Source organism: Mycobacterium sp., from assembly GCF_049278535.1.
Lineage (GTDB): Bacteria > Actinomycetota > Actinomycetes > Mycobacteriales > Mycobacteriaceae > Mycobacterium.
This window is the reverse complement of the sequence record NZ_JBAPMI010000301.1, coordinates 1-17,840: the sequence shown is the minus strand read 5'-3', so window position 1 is coordinate 17,840 and position 17,840 is coordinate 1. Positions and strand designations below refer to the sequence as shown.

Annotated in this window: 21 protein-coding genes and 1 riboswitch; of the genes, 12 read left to right on the top strand and 9 right to left on the bottom strand. The window is 65.3% G+C overall.

Going from position 1 to position 17,840, the window contains the following annotated elements:
• Window positions 1-163: 163 nt before the first annotated feature.
• Complete coding sequence (gene serC / locus WAO18_RS19945) at window positions 164-1,282, top strand: phosphoserine transaminase (protein WP_422207959.1); 1,119 nt, start codon at window positions 164-166, stop codon at window positions 1,280-1,282.
• A 124-nt stretch (window positions 1,283-1,406) separates the two neighbouring features.
• Window positions 1,407-2,192, top strand: coding sequence for a septation protein SepH (gene sepH, locus WAO18_RS19940; protein WP_422207958.1), 786 nt, complete (start codon window positions 1,407-1,409; stop codon window positions 2,190-2,192).
• A 4-nt stretch (window positions 2,193-2,196) separates the two neighbouring features.
• Here sepH and WAO18_RS19935 read toward each other — a convergent pair whose 3' ends face one another.
• The 3 genes from WAO18_RS19935 to WAO18_RS19925 are packed head-to-tail and all read right to left on the bottom strand — an operon-like array spanning window position 2,197 to window position 3,748.
• A complete protein-coding gene (locus tag WAO18_RS19935) occupies window positions 2,197-2,469 on the bottom strand; it encodes a DUF2537 domain-containing protein (protein ID WP_422207957.1) in 273 nt (90 codons plus the stop codon).
• A complete protein-coding gene (locus WAO18_RS19930) occupies window positions 2,469-3,320 on the bottom strand; it encodes a TrmH family RNA methyltransferase (RefSeq protein WP_422207956.1) in 852 nt (283 codons plus the stop codon). The genes WAO18_RS19935 and WAO18_RS19930 overlap by 1 nt, the downstream gene beginning before the upstream one ends.
• Window positions 3,317-3,748, bottom strand: a complete 432-nt coding sequence (locus WAO18_RS19925) for a MarR family winged helix-turn-helix transcriptional regulator (RefSeq protein WP_422207955.1) — start codon at window positions 3,746-3,748, stop codon at window positions 3,317-3,319. Before WAO18_RS19925 ends, WAO18_RS19930 begins: the two co-directional genes overlap by 4 nt.
• A gap of 78 nt (window positions 3,749-3,826) precedes the next feature.
• On the opposite strand from WAO18_RS19925, the gene WAO18_RS19920 reads away from it, so the two are divergent.
• The gene (locus tag WAO18_RS19920; RefSeq protein WP_422207954.1) at window positions 3,827-4,099 is read left to right on the top strand and encodes a DUF2530 domain-containing protein; all 273 of its coding nucleotides are present in this window, start codon (window positions 3,827-3,829) and stop codon (window positions 4,097-4,099) included.
• Window positions 4,100-4,112: 13 nt separating this feature from the next.
• Entirely contained in the window at window positions 4,113-4,568 is a 456-nt protein-coding gene (locus tag WAO18_RS19915) for an SRPBCC family protein (protein WP_422207953.1), read from the top strand.
• Here WAO18_RS19915 and WAO18_RS19910 read toward each other — a convergent pair.
• Entirely contained in the window at window positions 4,565-5,494 is a 930-nt protein-coding gene (locus tag WAO18_RS19910; RefSeq protein ID WP_422207952.1) for a DUF3027 domain-containing protein, read from the bottom strand. The genes WAO18_RS19915 and WAO18_RS19910 overlap by 4 nt on opposite strands.
• Window positions 5,495-5,582: 88 nt before the next feature.
• Between WAO18_RS19910 and WAO18_RS19905 the strand changes: the two genes are divergently transcribed.
• Both WAO18_RS19905 and WAO18_RS19900 read left to right on the top strand, forming a co-directional pair.
• Window positions 5,583-7,271 carry an MFS transporter gene (locus tag WAO18_RS19905; RefSeq protein WP_422207951.1) on the top strand — a complete coding sequence of 563 codons (1,689 nt, stop codon included), beginning with the start codon at window positions 5,583-5,585 and terminating at the stop codon, window positions 7,269-7,271.
• Between the two features lie 29 nt (window positions 7,272-7,300).
• Entirely contained in the window at window positions 7,301-7,768 is a 468-nt protein-coding gene (locus WAO18_RS19900; protein WP_422207961.1) for a DUF2771 domain-containing protein, read from the top strand.
• Between the two features lie 6 nt (window positions 7,769-7,774).
• Here the strand turns inward: WAO18_RS19900 and WAO18_RS19895 are convergent, their stop codons facing one another.
• Complete coding sequence (locus WAO18_RS19895; protein ID WP_422207950.1) at window positions 7,775-8,779, bottom strand: glutathione S-transferase family protein; 1,005 nt, start codon at window positions 8,777-8,779, stop codon at window positions 7,775-7,777.
• Window positions 8,780-8,953: 174 nt separating this feature from the next.
• Window positions 8,954-9,352 carry a heme-binding protein gene (locus WAO18_RS19890; protein ID WP_422207960.1) on the bottom strand — a complete coding sequence of 133 codons (399 nt, stop codon included), beginning with the start codon at window positions 9,350-9,352 and terminating at the stop codon, window positions 8,954-8,956.
• Between the two features lie 404 nt (window positions 9,353-9,756).
• Between WAO18_RS19890 and WAO18_RS19885 the strand changes: the two genes are divergently transcribed.
• The 4 genes from WAO18_RS19885 (at window position 9,757) to WAO18_RS19870 (ending at window position 12,371) form a co-directional block, all read left to right on the top strand.
• On the top strand, window positions 9,757-10,458 hold the full coding sequence (locus WAO18_RS19885; RefSeq protein ID WP_422207949.1) for a GAF and ANTAR domain-containing protein: 702 nt from the start codon (window positions 9,757-9,759) through the stop codon (window positions 10,456-10,458).
• A 145-nt stretch (window positions 10,459-10,603) separates the two neighbouring features.
• The gene (locus tag WAO18_RS19880) at window positions 10,604-10,879 is read left to right on the top strand and encodes a WGxxGxxG family protein (RefSeq protein ID WP_422207948.1); all 276 of its coding nucleotides are present in this window, start codon (window positions 10,604-10,606) and stop codon (window positions 10,877-10,879) included.
• Window positions 10,880-11,069: 190 nt separating this feature from the next.
• On the top strand, window positions 11,070-11,633 hold the full coding sequence (locus WAO18_RS19875; protein WP_422207947.1) for a hypothetical protein: 564 nt from the start codon (window positions 11,070-11,072) through the stop codon (window positions 11,631-11,633).
• A 288-nt stretch (window positions 11,634-11,921) separates the two neighbouring features.
• Window positions 11,922-12,371 carry an SRPBCC family protein gene (locus WAO18_RS19870; RefSeq protein ID WP_422207946.1) on the top strand — a complete coding sequence of 150 codons (450 nt, stop codon included), beginning with the start codon at window positions 11,922-11,924 and terminating at the stop codon, window positions 12,369-12,371.
• Between the two features lie 146 nt (window positions 12,372-12,517).
• Here WAO18_RS19870 and WAO18_RS19865 read toward each other — a convergent pair whose 3' ends face one another.
• The 3 genes from WAO18_RS19865 to WAO18_RS19855 all read right to left on the bottom strand — a co-directional run bounded on the left by WAO18_RS19865 (window position 12,518) and on the right by WAO18_RS19855 (window position 16,359).
• The gene (locus tag WAO18_RS19865) at window positions 12,518-13,705 is read right to left on the bottom strand and encodes an AI-2E family transporter (protein WP_422207945.1); all 1,188 of its coding nucleotides are present in this window, start codon (window positions 13,703-13,705) and stop codon (window positions 12,518-12,520) included.
• A gap of 218 nt (window positions 13,706-13,923) precedes the next feature.
• The gene (locus WAO18_RS19860; protein WP_422207944.1) at window positions 13,924-15,861 is read right to left on the bottom strand and encodes an acyl-CoA dehydrogenase family protein; all 1,938 of its coding nucleotides are present in this window, start codon (window positions 15,859-15,861) and stop codon (window positions 13,924-13,926) included.
• Window positions 15,862-15,948: 87 nt separating this feature from the next.
• A complete protein-coding gene (locus tag WAO18_RS19855) occupies window positions 15,949-16,359 on the bottom strand; it encodes a cold-shock protein (RefSeq protein WP_422207943.1) in 411 nt (136 codons plus the stop codon).
• A 154-nt stretch (window positions 16,360-16,513) separates the two neighbouring features.
• Here WAO18_RS19855 and WAO18_RS19850 point away from each other — a divergent pair, with 154 nt between their 5' ends.
• Window positions 16,514-16,927: a YccF domain-containing protein gene (locus WAO18_RS19850; RefSeq protein ID WP_422207942.1), complete on the top strand. Its 414-nt coding sequence runs from the start codon at window positions 16,514-16,516 to the stop codon at window positions 16,925-16,927.
• Window positions 16,928-17,211: 284 nt separating this feature from the next.
• Window positions 17,212-17,395, top strand: a riboswitch (cyclic di-AMP (ydaO/yuaA leader).
• An 8-nt stretch (window positions 17,396-17,403) separates the two neighbouring features.
• Window positions 17,404-17,840, top strand: a 437-nt coding sequence (locus WAO18_RS19845) for a transglycosylase family protein (protein ID WP_422207941.1), incomplete at its 3' end; no start/stop codon positions are given.

Sequence of the window (17,840 nt, the reverse complement as noted above, 5' to 3'; positions counted from 1 at the left end):
GCTATGTCCAACACAGTACCCAAGGTATCGGGAACTTACTAGACCCCAAATGCCCACTGTGGTCCATCCGTGAACATGTGTATACTGTGACCTACTTCACATCGAAGCTGCAGGGCCGTACCGCCTGACTGCCGGCCTCAGACCGATCACTAACCTGGTGATCATGGCTGACCAGCTCACGATCCCCGACAACATCAAACCCGGCGACGGACGCTTTGGATCCGGCCCGTCCAAGGTCCGACCGGAACAACTGCAAGCCCTTTCCACCAGCGCCGCCGCACTTTTCGGTACGTCGCACCGGCAGGCGCCGGTCAAGGATCTGGTCGGCCGGGTGCGCAACGGGCTGCGCGAATTCTTCTCGGTGCCCGACGGCTACGAGGTGGTGCTGGGCAACGGCGGGGCGACGGCGTTCTGGGACGCCGCGGCGTTCGGGCTGATCGACAAGCGGTCTCTGCACTTGAGCTACGGCGAGTTCAGCTCCAAATTCGCATCCTCGGTCGCCAAGAACCCGTTCGTCGGCGACCCGATCATCATCAAGGCCGATCCCGGCAGCGCACCCGAGCCGCAGGGCGACCCGTCGGTCGACGTGATCGCCTGGGCGCATAACGAGACCTCGACCGGTGTCGCGGTGCCGGTCGCGCGGCCCCGCGACGCCGGCAACGCGCTGGTCGTCATCGACGCGACGTCCGGCGCGGGCGGCCTGCCGGTCGACATCACCGAGACCGACGCTTATTACTTCGCGCCGCAGAAGAACTTCGCCGCCGACGGCGGCCTGTGGCTGGCGATCCTGAGCCCGGCGGCGCTGAGCCGGATCGAGGCGATCGCCGCGTCGAATCGATGGGTGCCCGACTTCTTGTCGCTGCCGATCGCGGTGGACAACAGCCTCAAGAACCAGACCTACAACACCCCGGCGATCGCGACGCTGGTGCTGCTGGCCGAGCAGATCGACTGGCTGTTGAGCAACGGCGGCCTGGACTGGGCGGTCAAACGCACCGCCGACTCCTCGGGCCGGCTGTACGCCTGGGCCCAGGAGCGTCAGTACACCACGCCGTTCGTCGCCGATCCCAAGTTGCGCTCCCAAGTGGTGGGCACCATCGACTTCAACGACGATGTCGATGCCGCCGCGGTGGCCAAGGTGCTGCGCGCCAACGGAATCGTCGACGTCGAGCCGTACCGCAAACTCGGTCGCAACCAGTTGCGGGTCGCGATGTTCCCCGCCGTCGAGCCAGACGACGTCAGCGCGCTCATCGAATGCATCGACTGGGTTGTCGAGCGGCTCTAGCAAGCACATCGAAAAAGCTGCAGGTATTACCGCGTGTCGAGCCTGGTTGCGGCGCGCGCCTGAGTTAGAGTGCGCCCTTGACAGGCCTGGTGGGCTGGTCTGCGAGGAGCCGCGAGGAGACACCATGCGGGAACTCAAGATTGTCGGACTCGATGTCGACGGCAAACACATCATCTGCGAGGGTGACGACCCCGCCGACAAGTACAAGATTTGCGTCGACGACCGATTGCGCGCCGCAGTGCGCGGCGACGGGGCCCGGGTGAATCAGACCCACATCGACATCGAGGTCACCAGCATGCTGAGTCCCAAGGAGATTCAATCTCGCATCCGGTCGGGCGCATCCGTCGAGCAGCTCGCGACGTCCGCCGGGGTGGACATCGCGCGAGTTGAACGATTCGCCCACCCGGTGCTGCTGGAGCGCGCCCGGGCCGCCGAGCTAGCTACCGCCGCCCACCCCGTTCTCACCGACGGCCCGTCGGTGCTGACGCTGCTGGAGACCATCACCTCGTCGCTGATGGCTCGTGGCCTCGACCCCAGCGGCACCACGTGGGACGCCTGGCGCAACGAGGATGGCCGCTGGACCGTTCAGCTGGGCTGGAAGGCCGGCCGCTCGGACAACCTCGCGCATTTCCGGTTCTGCCCGGGAGCTCACGGCGGCACCGTCACCGCCGTCGACGATCCGGCCAGCGAACTGATCGACCCCAACTTCGACCGACCGCTGCGCCCGGTCGCGCCGCTGGCTCAACTCGACTTCGACGAGCCCGAGCCCGCACCCGTGGAAGCCTCGGTCCCTACGGCCATGCCCATGCCCACGCCCGCGGCCGAGCCGACCCGCAGTCGCCGCGGCAAGCCGGCCGTACCGGCATGGGAAGACGTGCTGCTGGGGGTTCGCTCCAGCGGGCAGCGCTGACCCGCTATCTGGGCAGGTTCATCAATACCAGCGCCAGCCATGCACCACCCACGCCCACTCCTGCACCCAGCACCAGCCAGCGCAGTACCGGCGTGTGCCGCCATCCCCACAGCGTCGGCGCAAGCCCGCCTGCCGCAACGACATTCAGTCCCACGGCCAGCAGCAGGTGCACCCGGATCAGGCCCAGGCTCAGTACCACGACGGCTATCGCGGTAACCGCGGCGACAAACCCGGCAACGATCAAACCCGTTGCCCACGGCGTGGATTCGTCGGCCATCAGCCGAGCCTAGCCCGCTCGTAGAAGGCCAACGCCGCCGCGGTTGCGACGTTGAGCGAGTCGGTGCCGCGTGACATCGGGATGCGCACCCGTAGGTCGCTGGCCTTCATCGCCGCATAACTGAGGCCGGGCCCTTCGGCGCCGACCAGGATGGCGACCCGCTCACCATGCACCGCCGCCATGGCCGCCGCCAGCGTGGCGGCATCGGAGCCCGGGGTCATCGCGAGTAATCGAAATCCACTCTGCTGCAATGTCTTCAGCTCCGACGGCCAATCGGCCGCCCGGGCGAACGGCACCAGCAAGGCGTGTCCCATCGAGACGCGCACTGCGCGTCGGTACAACGGGTCGGCGCAGCCGCTGCCGAACACGACCGCATCGACGTCGAGCCCGGCCGCGTTGCGGAAGATCGAGCCCAGGTTCTCGTGGTCGTTGACTCCCTCGAGAACGGCTACGGTCCGGGCGCCGTCGACCACGTCCGCGACACTGCGGTCGGGGGCCCGACGCGCCGCGGCGAGCACCCCGCGGTTGAGATGAAAGCCGACCACCTCTGCCATCACCTCGGCGGACGCCCGGTAGTAGGGCGCCGTATTGCCGGCCAGATCCGCCTTGAGTTCAACGAGTCTGCGGTCGGTGCCGAGAAATGCCAACGGGGTGAACGGCGAGGCCAACATTCGCTGCACAACCAGCACACCCTCGGCGATCACCAGGCCCTTGCCGCTGGGCAGATCCGGCCTCCGGTCGATGCTGTTCAGATCCCGGAAGTTGTCCAGGCGTGCATCGCCGGGATGGTCGATATCGCAGACGACCACACCGTCACCATCAGCAGCGTAGTCAAAGTCATTGCCGGTCAAGGGCTTTCGTCGACCAACGCCAAGATCAAGTCGGCCGCCACCCGCAACGTATCGCGCTCGGGGACTGCCAGCGTCTCCAGCCGCTGCGCGAGCCACTCCTGACTGGCCTGGCGTTCGGCCTCCATCAGTTCGGCGCCGGCATCCGATATCGATACCAGGACCTGGCGGCCGTCGTCCGGGTGTGCGACACGGTCCACGAAACCCAATTCGGCCAGTGAGGCAATCACCCGCGTCATGGAAGGCGGGCGGACCCGTTCCCGGATCGCCAACGCACCCGGCGTCATCGGCCCGAAGTTGGCCATCGTCGCCAGCGCCGACAGTTGTGACAGCGACACCGGAGACTGCGGACGGCGAAACCGCAGCTGCCGCGCGAGCCGCATCACCGCCAACGAAAGGTCGCTGGCCAATCGGCTATCGCCATCGATCACAGCGCGAAGGTTACGACAGAACGCCCGAACGTCAACATCGAATCACCGAGACAGGGCGCCACCGGTATGTTGATCTCGATGTCCGTCGAGCCTGGCAAGAGCATTGAGCCGCCGCCGCTACCTGCTGTGCTGCTGGATCCGTGGCCGGTGATCGGTTTTGGCGCGCTGGCCTGGCTAGTCGCCACGATGGTCGTATTCTTTACGCCTGCGCTGGCCATCTGGCGGCCGCTGACGGTAGCCGGGCTCGGAGTGGGCGTCGTGGGTACTTCGGTTTTCTTGTGGCAGCGCGCTGCTGCCCGCCGGGGCGCGCGCGGCGCCCAGACCGGACTCACAACGCAGCGCACGAACTAGGAGGTTCGGCTCGATGGTGGCACCGCTCTTGCAAGCCCAAGTCGACATCAAGGCTCCCATCTCGACCGTCTGGGCGCTGGTCAGCGACTTCCGCCGGATGCCTCAGTGGAGTCCGCAGTGCCGCTTGATGCGGGCAATGGGTCCGGTACGCCCAGGCACCCGCACCTTCAATCTCAACCGCCGCAACCTGCTGTTCTGGCCGACGACATCCACTGTCATCGAGGTGATTCCCGACCAGAAGCTGGCGTTTCGGGTCAACACCAACAACACGGTCTGGAGTTACGAACTACATCCGATCCCCGAAGGCACCCGGGTGATTGAGAGCCGGCACGCAGAAAACGGGGTGAAGCCGGTGTCCGGGATGGCCGTGAACCGCTTCCTGGGCGGGACCGCGAGGTTCGAGCGGGAACTCGTCGACGGAATGAACGCCTCGCTGGCCAAGATCAAAGCCGCGGCTGAGAACGGCTAGCTGGGCTCAACCGGCTTCTCGGCGGGTGCCTGGGTCGACTCCGGCTCGCTCGACTCCGCAGATTCAGCAGGTTCCGGCTCGCTCGACTCCGGCTCGCTCGACTCCGAGGCGCTCGGCTCCACGGGTTCCGGGGGTACCTCGCTGACTTCCAGCACGCCGTCGTCGTAGGGGTCGTACGCCGGCGAGCCGCTGCCCGCGGGAGCCGGAGTGTCGGAATGCGCGCCGCAGCCGTATTCGAAGTCCACGATGGATCCGTCGGCCGACATCTCGTTGCCGCACACCCCGAACATCGCCCCCAGCGACCCGGCGAGCGGCAGGAGGAACCCGCAATCGCGGCAGACGCGCTTGGTGGACTGCGCCATCTGCGCGCGGGGACCGTGGTCGCCGTCGTGCCAGCGCTGCGCCGCCTCGGCCCGGCCCCAGGCACTCATCACCGTGCGTCGGCCCAGCCCGATCTCAGCGGCGGTCTCGTCGACCTGCGGATCGCCGGAGGACATGTGACCGGGCACCAGCCGCAGGTCGTCGTACAGCGGCGCCAATAAGTCGCCGGGGCTCAGGTCGCCGGGCCGGACCCGCTGGTCCCAGGGCACCCATTCCGGCGCCAGCAACGAGTCGGGCCCGGGTACCAGCACCACCTCGCTGACCGTCGCATGGTCGGCACCGGGGTAACCGGCGACCACGACCGCCCATTGCCAGCCCTGATAGCCGGGCAGGTGGGCGAGGAATCGATGAGTGGCGCTGGTGGGATCTTCGTAACCGGCGCCGAGGTAGTCGCCTACCGTGTCGTCGCCGCTGTGCTCGATGATCGCCGTCCGCGCCAGCTCGACCGCACCAGTCAGGACCGTCGCCAACTCGGGCGACCACTCCGTCGTGGTCGCCGTAGCCGCCTGCGTGTTCGATCCGGTCGCGTCGTCCGTTGTTTCCATGGGCCTCTGATTCTGCCGCACAGTTGCGACGCACGGCCACACCGGTCGCCTGCGCAACACCAAAGCCCGGATGGGTGAGAATCGATATATGTCTGGACGGCGCCGTGAGCACCCCGATGCGGGTCGGGCTTCGGCTCCGGGTCGCCGACGCCGCCCCGGCCCGGCGGCCGAGCATCCCGGCATGGCCAACTATCCGGCCGACGAACCCGATAACCGCCGATCGAACCGCCCGCCGCCGATGCCGAGCGCCAATCGGTACCTGCCGCCGCTGAACCGCGAGCCGGGCGCCGAACCTCGTGGTGAACCGCCGCGCAGCGGTCCCAGCAGCGGTGAACGGGTCACGGTCACACGGGCCGCCGCCCAGCGCAGCCGCGAGATGGGTTCGCGGATGTACTGGCTGGTGCAGCGGGCAGCCACCGCCGACGGCGCAGACAAGTCCGGGCTGACGGCATTGACCTGGCCGGTGGTGGCCAACTTCGCAACCGACGCCGCGATGGCCGTCGCGCTGGCCAACACGCTGTTCTTCGCCGCGGCCACCGGGGAAAGCAAGGACCGGGTCGCGCTGTACCTGTTGATCACCATCGCGCCGTTCGCGGTGATCGCGCCGCTGATCGGTCCGGCGCTCGACCGGCTGCAGCATGGCCGCCGGGTCGCGTTGGCCGCATCGTTCGTGCTGCGCACCGTGCTCGCGGTCGTGCTGATCGCGAACTACGACACGCACACCGGCGGTTACCCGTCCTGGGTGCTGTATCCATGTGCGCTGGCGATGATGGTGCTGTCGAAATCGTTCAGCGTTCTGCGCAGCGCCGTGACGCCACGGGTGATGCCGCCGTCGATCGATCTGGTCCGGGTGAACTCCCGGCTGACCATGTTCGGTCTGCTGGGCGGCACCATCGTGGGTGGCGGCATCGCCGGTGGAATCGAGTACGGCTGCGACCGTCTGTTGCAGCTGCCCGGGGCGTTGTTCGTCGTCATCGCCGTGACCGTGGCCGGCGCCTGGCTGTCGATGCGGATTCCGCGCTGGGTCGAGGTGACCGCGGGCGAAGTGCCCGCCACCCTGAGGTACCGCCAGGGCAATCAGCGCCGCAGTTGGACCGACGAGGTCCGCCGAGCCAGCGGAGCGCTGCGACAACCATTGGGCCGCAACATCATCACCGCGCTGTGGGGCAACTGCACGATCAAGGTGATGGTCGGGTTCCTGTTCCTGTATCCCGCGTTCGTGGCCAAGGCGCACAAAGCCAACGGGTGGGTGCAGCTCGGGATGCTCGGCTTGATCGGCGCGGCCGCCGCCGTCGGCAACTTCGGCGGTAACTTCGCCAGCGCGCGCCTGCGACTGGGCAGGCCGTCGGTGCTGGTGGTGCGCTGTGCCTTGGCGGTGACCGGTATCGCGCTCGCCGCCGCCGTGGCAGGCAACCTGCTGATGGCCGCCATCGCCACCTTGGTCACGTCGGGCTCGAGTGCGATCGCGAAGGCGGCCCTGGACGCGTCGTTGCAGGACGACCTCCCGGAGGAATCGCGCGCGTCGGCGTTCGGGCGTTCGGAGTCGACGCTACAGCTGGCGTGGGTACTCGGCGGCGCCCTCGGGGTGCTGCTCTACACCGACCTGTGGGTCGGCTTCAGCGTCGTCGAGTCGGTGCTGATTCTCGGATTGGCGCAGACCGTTGTCAGCTTCCACGGTGATTCGCTGATTCCGGGCCTCGGCGGCAACCGGCCGGTGATGGTCGAGCAGGAAGGTCAGCCCAGCGACCACGCGACCGCCGCGGTACCGGGACAGTGAAGCGGACGGGTAGGCCCGCGGTCGCCGCGCTGCTCGCGGTGGTGGTGCTGGCATCGATCGCCGCCGGCGTCGGCGCCTGGGCGGTTGTGCGTGAGCACGGTCCACAACGGCCCGAGATCAGCGCGTACTCACACGGGCACCTGACCCGGGTGGGCCCCTACCGGTACTGCAACGTGCTCAACCTGACCGACTGCGAAGTCCCGCAGACAGAAGGCGAGCTGCGGGTGAATTCATCTGACCCCGTGCAGCTTTCGGTGTCGCCGTCGATCGGGCGGGCGCCCTGGTGGCTGTTGCGGGTATACGAGGACTCCGCCATCCCCGCGACCACGTTCTACCGCCCAGGCAGCCGACTCGCCGTCACCATTCCCACCGTCGACCCGCACCACGGCCGACTCAACGGAATCGCCGTGCAGTTGATGACGGTGGTCGTCGACCGGTCCGGCGAGGTGCAAGGCGTTCCCCACGCGGAGTGGTCGGTCCGCACGGTGTGGAACTGACCCACACTAGGCGCCGTGACTTGCGGGCACTTGCTCGCCGGCGAGCGTCGGGCCCGGCGGTGTGCCGTCACCGAAAGTCCTGCCGCCCAACGCTTCCCGGCCGTGCGGCGTCAACCAGTTGGCCAGCTCCGGACCCTTGGGCACGATACCGGTGGGGTTGATGTCGGTGTGCACCATGTAGTAGTGCTGTTTGATCTGAACGAAGTCGATCGTGTCGCCAAAACCCGGCGTCTGGAACAGATCTCGCGCGTAGGCCCACAACACCGGCATCTCGGTCAGCTTGTTCCGATTGCATTTGAAATGCCCGTGGTAGACGGGATCGAAGCGGGCCAACGTGGTGAACAGCCGGACATCGGCTTCGGTGATGGCGTCCCCGACGAGATATCGCTGCTTTTCCAGTCGATCGCTGACCCAATCCAGCGCGGTGAACAACCGGTCGTAGGCCGAGTCGTAAGCCTGCTGCGAACCGGCGAACCCGCACCGGTACACACCATTGTTGATTTCGGTGTAGACCCGTTTGTCGACGTCGTCGATCTCGTCGCGCAGTGCCTCGGGGTATAGCTGCGGGGCGCCGTCGCGGTGAAAGGCCGTCCACTCAGTCGACAGGTCCAGCGTCATCTGCGGGAAGTCGTTTGTGACCACGGCTCCGGTCGGCACGTCGACGATCGCGGGGACCGTGATGCCCTTCGGATAGTCGGGAAACCGTGCGAAATAGGCGTCCTGCAGCCGGGGAATCTTCAGCACCGGGTCGAGGCCGCCGGGGTCGAGATCGAACGTCCAGCTCCGCTTGTCGTGGGTCGGGCCGCAAAACCCGATGGACAGAACGCTTTCCAGTCCGAGTAACCGACGGACGATGATCGCGCGGTTGGCCCACGGGCAGGCGCGCGCGACGATCAGCCGGTACCGGTCGGGTTGCACCGGATAGCCGTCGCGGCCGTCGGCGGTGATCCGGGTTTCGATGTATTTGGCATCGCGGGCGAATTCGCCGGCCTCGGCGATATAGGAAGCCATTTTTCTAGCTTGCCCCAAAGCCCGGTTCTGGCCTAGGGCTTTCGCCGCCACGGACCAGCGCGACTTGCCCCACCGCGAACCCGCGTACGACGGCACAAGGACATCGAACAAATCTGTTATTCCTCAACGCAGAACGACCCACCACAATGTCGTGGCGGGTCGCTCCGTACAGCATCAGCCAGCCATGAACTCTTGGTAGGCCGACTCCAGATTTGATGGCAGCGCCGTCACATTGCATTGCCGTTCGGTGTCACCGATCGGTGCCAGAACGCCGCGCAGGTCGTAGTACTCGTTGGGATGCGCGGTGAAATAGTTGCGAAGGTCGGACTCCGCCTGTGGACGGGGCTGGCCGTAGGCAGCCATAACGACCTGGTTGGCGCCAGGATGGGCGGCAAGATATTGCTGTGCCGCGCCGGTCGCCGAGGAAACGGTGGTGTTCACACCTGCGGGGCTGCAGTCTGGTGCTGCGATCGCCGATGGCGCCCCAGAGATCCCCATGGCCAAGCCCCCTGCGAGCAGGCCTGCGCTGATGCCGGCGATGCGCCGGCGCGCGTGAATATTACTGATTTTCATCATCAGTGTGGTCCTTCGAATTGATCTGAACTGATAGCGGGGAACACTGCTCGTCCCTGAATCCAACGTAGCCGAAGCGGACATGGCCCTATGCGCCAAGAAATTACGCGGGGACTCTTATGGGAGGCTGGGTGGACTGCTATAGGCACCCGCAGGCCTGATTTGTGAAGTGCGCGACAGAATCTGCCGCTCGTTTATCGGGACTTCCTGGAACAAGCGTTACCGCTTAAGAAATCGTGACCTGAATCGTGACGCATCCGTGACCTGACGAGGCAGCCCTAGGGGCTTGTGGCGACGCCGGCGCGGTGGTGATCTGAGAGCCGAAGTTCCAGCCGACCGCGACCGCGGCCGGAAGTTCTCCACTGTTGGTCCAACGGTGGGTGCATCGGGCAGAATCGATTCATATGGACTCTTCGGACCCGAGCGCGAGGCACGAGCTCGCGATGCGCATGGCCGAGCTAGCACGTACGACAGCGGCGCCCAGCACGCTGAAGCAGATTCTCGACGGTGTGACCGCAGCGGTCGTGGAGCTCATACCGGGAGCTGACCTTGCGGGAGTCTTGCTGGTGAAGAAGGGCGGCGCCTTCGAGTCCCTCGCAGAAACCGACAGTTTGGTGGCAAAGCTCGACAAGCTACAGCACGAGTTCAGCGAGGGACCATGCGCTGAGGCCGCTCTTCAGGACACGATTGTCCGCAGCGATGATCTCCGAAGCGAGTCGCGCTGGCCCCAGTTCGCACCGGCAGCTGTCGAACTCGGCGTGTTGAGTGGCCTGTCGTTCAAGCTGTACACGGCAGACCGCACAGCGGGCGCGCTGAACCTGTTCAGTCACCGGGCCGATGTGTGGGACACCGACGCAGAGACCACCGGGGCCGTTCTCGCCGCGCACGCTGCCACCGCGATTTTGGCCCAGCGCCAGGAAGAGCAGCTGCAAGTCGCGCTGCTTACCAGAGACCGTATCGGCCAAGCCAAAGGCATCATCATGGTGACTTACGGTGTCGATGACGTGAGCGCTTTCGAGATGCTGCGGCGGATATCCCAGGAGACTCAGACGAAACTCGCCGAAATCGCCCAGCGGGTGATCGAGACCCGCGGTGAGGGCAAGTAAGACGTTTCGACGGTCTCGCACCGGGTACTACATGAGTGCACGCTGAAGTTGTACTCGCGTCGCTTCGTCGGGACTAGAACAGACTGGCCCGCAAATTCCACTCATCGCACCTATCTGGCGCTGCGCGCCAAAACCAGGAGTAAACATGCGTAAGACCATTGCGGTAATTTCAGCTACCGGGGCAATGCTGTTCGGCGGGGCAGGTCTTGCTGACGCTGCCGTTCAGGGTGCGCCGGCGCCATCGTCGACGACAACGACGTTGGCGGACAACGGCAATGCCAACACCGATCAACATAGCGACAACACCGGTAAGTGGGGCATGTTCGGTCTGCTTGGGCTGTTTGGACTGGCGGGACTGAAACGTCGTAACACGAGCGATGCCAGCGTCGCGGGACCCACGGCCACTCGCGGGCGCGTCTAGCATTTGCCTCGCTCTAAATCAGCCCCCGTCAGCGCTTCACTCTGGCGGGGGCTGTTCAACTACTCTATGAAACGGGACCTCAGGCCCCTGCGGCTGTGAAGTCCGTTCTACGGCAGGGATATCTTCCCGTGTCGCGATCGGAACAGCCGATCCGGCTTCCGGCCTCTTGCTAATTCGAAGGAACTTCAAAATGTCATCTCGCAATACCGTTGTGCGCTCTCTTCACGATCTCGGCGCCGCCGCCTGGTTCGGAGGCTCGTTAATGGGGGCGGTCGGTGTGAACGGCTCCGCCGACGCCGTCCGCGACTCCAAAGACCGGGCCCGCGTGGCCGCGGTGGGATGGGCGAAATGGGCCCCGGTCAACGCGGTTGCCATCGGCATGCACCTGATCGGGGGCGCGGGCGTGCTTTACGCCAACCGGAGCCGCGCCAAGCACCAGTCTGGTGTCACCGGAAACACCGTCGCCAAGATCCTGCTCACTGGTGCTGCGTTGGGCGCCACGGCTTACAGCGGCGTGCTGGGTGCAAAAACCGCTCAGGGCGATAGACATGCGGCGGCCGACGCGACCGAACCGTCGGCCTCGACCCCGGACGATGTCGCAGCCGCGCAACACCAATTGCGTTACTTGCAGTGGGCGCTGCCGGTGCTCACCGGCACCATCGTGGTTCTAGGTGCCCAACAGGGTGAGCAGCAACGTCCCGGGCAGGTTCTCGCCGGAGTCGCCAACACCCTCGCGCGCCGAGCACGCAACTAACGCCACACCGGCATCCTGCTACAGCTCAGCGACAGTCAGAAGCCATGGAACGCAACCCTTCTGGCTGTCGCTGGTGTCATTCACAACCGGAAACCATCCAAACAATTCGCGGGCGACTGCTTTAGGAAGGCATGAACTCATGGCTCAAAATCCCAACCTCGCCGCGCTGTCGGCAGCCGGGGACTCGGATCGCGTCGACTCGCCCGAGTACCTTCCTCCGTGGCGGGTACCCCCTCCCTACCGGTCGACACCGAATCGCATTTCTCACTCCGAACGAGAGGTCTACCTATGACCGTGACACGAGACATCTCCGCCAGCCGTCAGAGGGTCTGGGACGTGTTGGCCGACGGCTGGACGTACTCGGGCTGGGTGGTCGGCAACAGTCGGATCCGTGCGGTGGATTCGTCTTGGCCGGCATCCGGCGCTCGTATTTTGCATTCCATCGGAACGTGGCCGGCGGTCATCGACGACGAGACTGTTGTGCAGAGCTGTACACCAGGTGAGGAGCTTGTACTGCTGGCGAAGGTGAGGCCGGCGGCGACGGCGCGAATCACGCTGCGGCTGAGTGATCTTCAGGGAGGCGGGTGCCGCGTCGAGATGAGCGAGCTGGCCACCAGCATTCCGCTGCGATGGGTGCCGGACAGTATGCAGTTACTGGGGGTTGCGCCGCGCAACCGGGAGTGCACCTGGCGGTTGGCGATGATCGCCGAACAAAACGACCCCGACGCCGTTGAGTAGCGCCAACGTGTCCAATTGCCGGCTTCGCTCGCGACCGCCTTCAGTGCCGCGCACGACGCATTTATGAAACTCAGGGGCGCGCCCAAACGGTCCGCGCCCCTTCGGAATTCCGTTGAGTGTCCAGAGCTCGATAACGGCCCCGTTCGTCAGGCGTTGTCGAGTCGAGGGAAGAGAACTTCCTGAGTCAGGAGCTGCAAGGCGGCTGCGATCGGGATGGCAACGAGAGCCCCGACGATCCCGAGTAGCGCGCCGCCGATCAAAACGGCCGCCACCGTGATCAGCGCCGGCACCTTGACCGCCCGGCCGATGATCTTGGGCACCAGGAGGTAGTCCTCGGCAAGCCGGAACACCACAAAGAACACGGTGGTCGTGATGCACACCGGAAGCGACACGGTGAGAGCGACAGCGGCGACGACGACACCGGCGATGGTCGACCCGACGACGGGAACCAAGTCCAACAGCGCCACGAAGATGCCCAGCAGCAGAGGGTAGGGAACTGAGAAGGCCGTCAGCCAAATGAAGGTGGCGACCCCGGCAATGACCGAAATCAACACATTGCCCAGGACGTAGGCACCGACCTTGGCGAAGACCTCGTCGCCGATGAGGATGACGCGGGGCCTGCGGGTGTGTGGCACCAACCGGTACAGGGTGGTGCGGATGCGGGGCATGTCGATCAGGAAGTACACCGTCAAGACCACGACGATCAGCATATCGGCCAACGCTCCGACAACGGCGGTTCCCGCACTGACCAGATTGTTGAGCAGTGACCCGCCAGAACCGTTGAGGGCGTTGGTGATCCGTTGCTGCAGATGGAAACGATCGTTTAGCCTGCCGACAGCCGAGGAGTGGTCCTGGGCCTGCTGAATGTAATGCGGCGCTTGATGTATCAGCTCACCAGCTTGTTGGGCAAGCGGGGGAATCGCGGCGCCCACAAAGGCGCCCAGCAAAACGAGAAAGGTAACGAACACCAGCGTGATCGCCGCCCAACGCGGCAGTTTGCGGTTGACGAACCACGAGGCGGCCGGTTCCAGGCCGAGTGCGAGAAAGAACGCCACGCCGATGAGGACCAGTATTGAGGACATGGACTCCAGAACACGCACCACCCCATAGGTGACCGCGACACCGGCGGCCGCCGCCATACCGACCAAAAAGGGTGACCGTCGGTCAAAGCGGCGCCCGAGCTGACCCAACGGCTTTGCGTCAGAACTCATTTCGGCCGCCGTGGTTTCTGCCTCGGCGATCGGGCCCTCGTGCTGATGAGGTTGGGCGACCAGATCGTGATGGGCCTCAGTGGCTCGATCCTCGGTGTTGAGATCGCTATCGGTTTGAGCCACTTGGCGCCTCCGCCTAATTCGGTCCGCGGAATGGACTCCGCAAACCAGGAGTACCCGATTCTCGAGGTGCGACCGGCCCAATTTCGATTGTGTGCATGTCCGTTGCCTGCGTTCGGTTATCCGGGTATTCACCCACCGACGCAGAAGACTTCGGGTGTCCGACAGCGCGGCTGGCCACACAGCCTGACTGCAACGAACGGACGCAAGTCAGGTTCTGCTCAGGTCTGCGCCACTGTCAGGAATCGGCGAGCAAGGTCGGATTCGGTGGACGCACCGGCTTCCCAGTGCGCGATCCAGGGTCCGGTGCCTTCCGACTGGTCGATTATCCCCTCTTCGAGCCAGGTGTAGCGGCCTTTCAACACATTAGCGGCCAGTTGCTGATCGGTGCCGTCGGTGTTCGTCCACAAGCCTTCGAACAGCGCTTCCACCCGCAGGGTCGCCTGCTGGCAAAACGCATCGGCCAACTCGTAGGACTGCTCGCCGCGAACTCGATCGTCGACGCGCTGAGCTTCGGCCCGCACACACACGGCGGCCATCGCGAACAGCTCAGCGCCGATGTCGACCACCCGACCCAGGAAGCCCTGCTTCTGCTCCATCGCGGCTTGCCATCGCGCCATCCCGTAGAACGTGTTGCGGGCAAGCTTGCGTGCGGAGCGCTCCACGAAGCGCAGGTGCGTCGCCAAATTGCCGAACTCGCGATACGCCGTCGGCCGTTGTCCCTCACCGAACACCAACTGCGGCAACCACTTTGCGTAGAAGCCGCTCGCGCCGGCAGCGGCCTTCGCCTTCTGGCGGATATCGGCCTTCGGATTCGCGAGATCGCCCGCGGCACTGAGATGGGCGTCGACTGCCTCGCGGGCGATGAGCAGCCGCATGATCTCGCTGGAGCCTTCGAAGATTCGGTTGATTCTCAGATCGCGGACCACCTGCTCCACCGGCACGGCCCGTTCGCCGCGCGCGGCCAGCGACTCGGCCGTCTCGTAGCCTCGGCCGCCGCGGATCTGCAGCAGCTCATCGCCGATCACGCAGGCCATTTCGCTCGACCACAGCTTGGCCAGTGCCGCCTCGATCCGGATGTCGTTGCGGCCTTCGTCGGCCATCTGACCGGACAGCTCCAGTACCGATTCGAGCGCGTAACTCGTTGCGGCCATGAAGGAAATCTTCTCGACGACCGCGCCGTGTTCGCCGACCGGCTTGCCCCACTGCACACGTTCGCCGGCCCACTCGCGCGCGATTTTCAGCGACCACTTCGCCGATCCTGCGCAGATCGCGGGTATCGCGAGCCGGCCGGCGTTCAGCGTCGTCAATGCGATCTTGAGGCCGTCGCCTTCCCTGCCGATCAGGTTCTCGGCGGGCACCCGTACTTGGTGCAGCCGGGTGAGGCCGTTTTCGATCCCGCGCAATCCCATGAACTTGTTGCGCCGCTCAACGGTGATGCCGGGTGAGTCGGCTTCGACGACGAACGCGCTGATTCCGCCGCGATGCCCGTCGCTCTTGGGCACCCGGGCCATCACGACCAACAGTTCTGCGACCACGCCGTTGGTCGTCCACAGCTTCACCCCGTCCAGTACGTAGGCCGCTTCGCCGTCAACCGGTGTCGCCGTCGAGGCCAACCGCGCCGGGTCGGAGCCCACATCCGGTTCGGTGAGCAGAAATGCCGATATCGCCCCCGCGGCACACCGCGGCAAAAACTTCTCTTTCTGCTCGTCATTCCCGGCGAGCTTGAGCGGCTCCGGCACACCGATCGACTGATGCGCGGACAGCAACGCCCCGAGGCTGGCATGCACACTCGACACCATCATCAGCGCCCGGTTGTACGCGACCTGCGACAGATTCAGTCCGCCGTACTTCGACGGGATCTTCATTCCGAAGCAACCCAGTTCGGCAAGGCCCTTCACGTACTCGTCGGGGATTTGCGCGTCGCGCTCGATGACGCTCCCGTCGACGGTCTTGAGGAATTCCCGCAGCCGGGCCAGGAACTCATCGGTCCGAGCGGCCTCGGCTTCGGCTGGCCTGGGAAAGGGGTGGATGAGCTCCAGCGGAAAGCGGCCCAGAAACAACTCCTTGGCCAGGGATGGCTTGTCCCAACCACTTTCGCGAGACTCCTCCGCTACGGCTCTCGCTTGTTCTTCGCTGACCTGGGCTTGCTGTGCCATCGGACTTCCTCACTCGAACCGACTCCCTGGGGAGCTTCGGTTCGAGTGTTCCCCACGGCACGGCGGGATACACGCGGTTTGGCCCGCTCAGGCGTCCAATTCGCGGGCGACGGCCGTGACGACCTCGGAGACCCGGCGTGCGACTTTGCGATCCGGGTAGCGACCCTTGCGCAGTTCGGGCTGCACTGCGCTCTCCAGCAGCGTGATCATGTCCTCGACCATGCCGTGCAGCTCATCGGCGGTGTGCTTGTGTTCGGCCGGCCCTTCCCGGCGCGGACGGCTACTGAGAGTGGGCGGCGGGTCGATCAACTTCAAGCTCAGCGCCTGCGGTCCACGCCGTCCGGATGCCAGGCCGAACTCCACCTTCTGCCCCGCCTTGAGCCCTTCGACGCCCGCAGGTAACGCCGAGGAACGAACGTAGACGTCCTCGCCGTCTTCCTGCGATAAGAAGCCGAATCCCTTCTCAGCGTCGTACCACTTTACCTTGCCAGTCGGCACCGGTCTCACCTGCTTGTCTAAGCGATAACTGCATCAGCCAACACAACGAAGCGCCCCGCCTGCGCAGGACGCGATGACGACCGATCCTACTCGGATCGCCGACGGCTGAGCACTCGGATTTCTCGGTAGGCTGGCGGCACAGCTGGAGGAGACAATGCGCCTGATTTTGAACATCATCTGGTTGGTTTTCGGCGGCCTGTGGCTGGCCCTCGGATATTTGCTGGCCGCGCTGATCTGCTTCGTACTGATCGTGACCATCCCGTTCGGCTTCGCGTCGCTGCGCATTGCGTCGTACGCGCTATGGCCGTTCGGCCGGACGATCGTCGAGAAGCCCGGCGCCGGCACCGGCTCCCTGATCGGCAACGTCATCTGGATGCTGCTGTGCGGGATTTGGCTCGCGATCGGCCATCTGGTCAGCGCGGTGGCGATGGCGGTGACGATCATCGGTCTTCCGCTGGCGCTGGCCAATCTCAAACTGATCCCGGTGTCGCTGGTGCCGCTCGGCAAGGAGATCGTCCCGGTGGATCGCCCGGCACCGTGGGTCGGCTCTCCAGCGACGCGCCGCTGATTTTCAAGCCGCAGATGCGAAATCTGTGACCAGGGATTAATCGTGCATCGTGATGTGAATTCAGTCACATAACGAAACGATCACGGTCCGGCAACGGCCCGATTTCGAAGCGTTTAACCAGTGGAAATAGCGAACTTTCCTGGCGTTTCTCCCGCCCGCGACACGCGAAACGCTGGTTTCGCCACAACATGACTCTGCCGCTAACACCAGCTAGCGTCGGGCCCGGTTACCGAGTCTCCCTGCGCGGTAAACCTTCTCGCCTATAGCGCCGAGCTCCATCCAATAGGCGAGCAACGCCAAACCATGGATGGAGGCGGGGGACCCAACGGTCCGCCGAAATCGAACCTGGAGCCGTCCGCGGCTCCTTGGGGTGAAGCCGACGCGTTTCCCACGGACACGACGACGGCCGGGCGACCTCTTCCGCCCGAACCCGACAGCTGACCTCGTAGGCGCTTTACGAGAGGAATCACTGGGGTATGAGTGGCCGTCACCGTAAACCCACCACGTCAACCGTCGGCGTCGCCAAGCTGGCCTTCACTGGCGCTGTAATAGGCGGCGGTGGCATCGCCCTCGCCGGTCACGCAACCGCCGCTCCCGACAGCGAATGGGATCGCGTCGCCGCCTGCGAGTCCGGCGGCAATTGGGCTATCAACACCGGCAACGGGTACCATGGCGGGCTGCAGTTCTCGCAAGGCACCTGGGCGTCGCACGGCGGCAGCGAGTACGCCTCGTCGGCGAATCAGGCCAGCCGGGACCAGCAGATCGCCGTCGCCGAGCGGGTGCTGGCCACCCAGGGCCGCGGCGCTTGGCCGGTTTGCGGGCGGGGCCTTTCGGGCGCCAGCCCGCGTAACGTCGTTGCCGACGCGCCCGCACCCGACGCCCCGCCGCCCGCTGAGCTGGCCGCGTTCCAGCC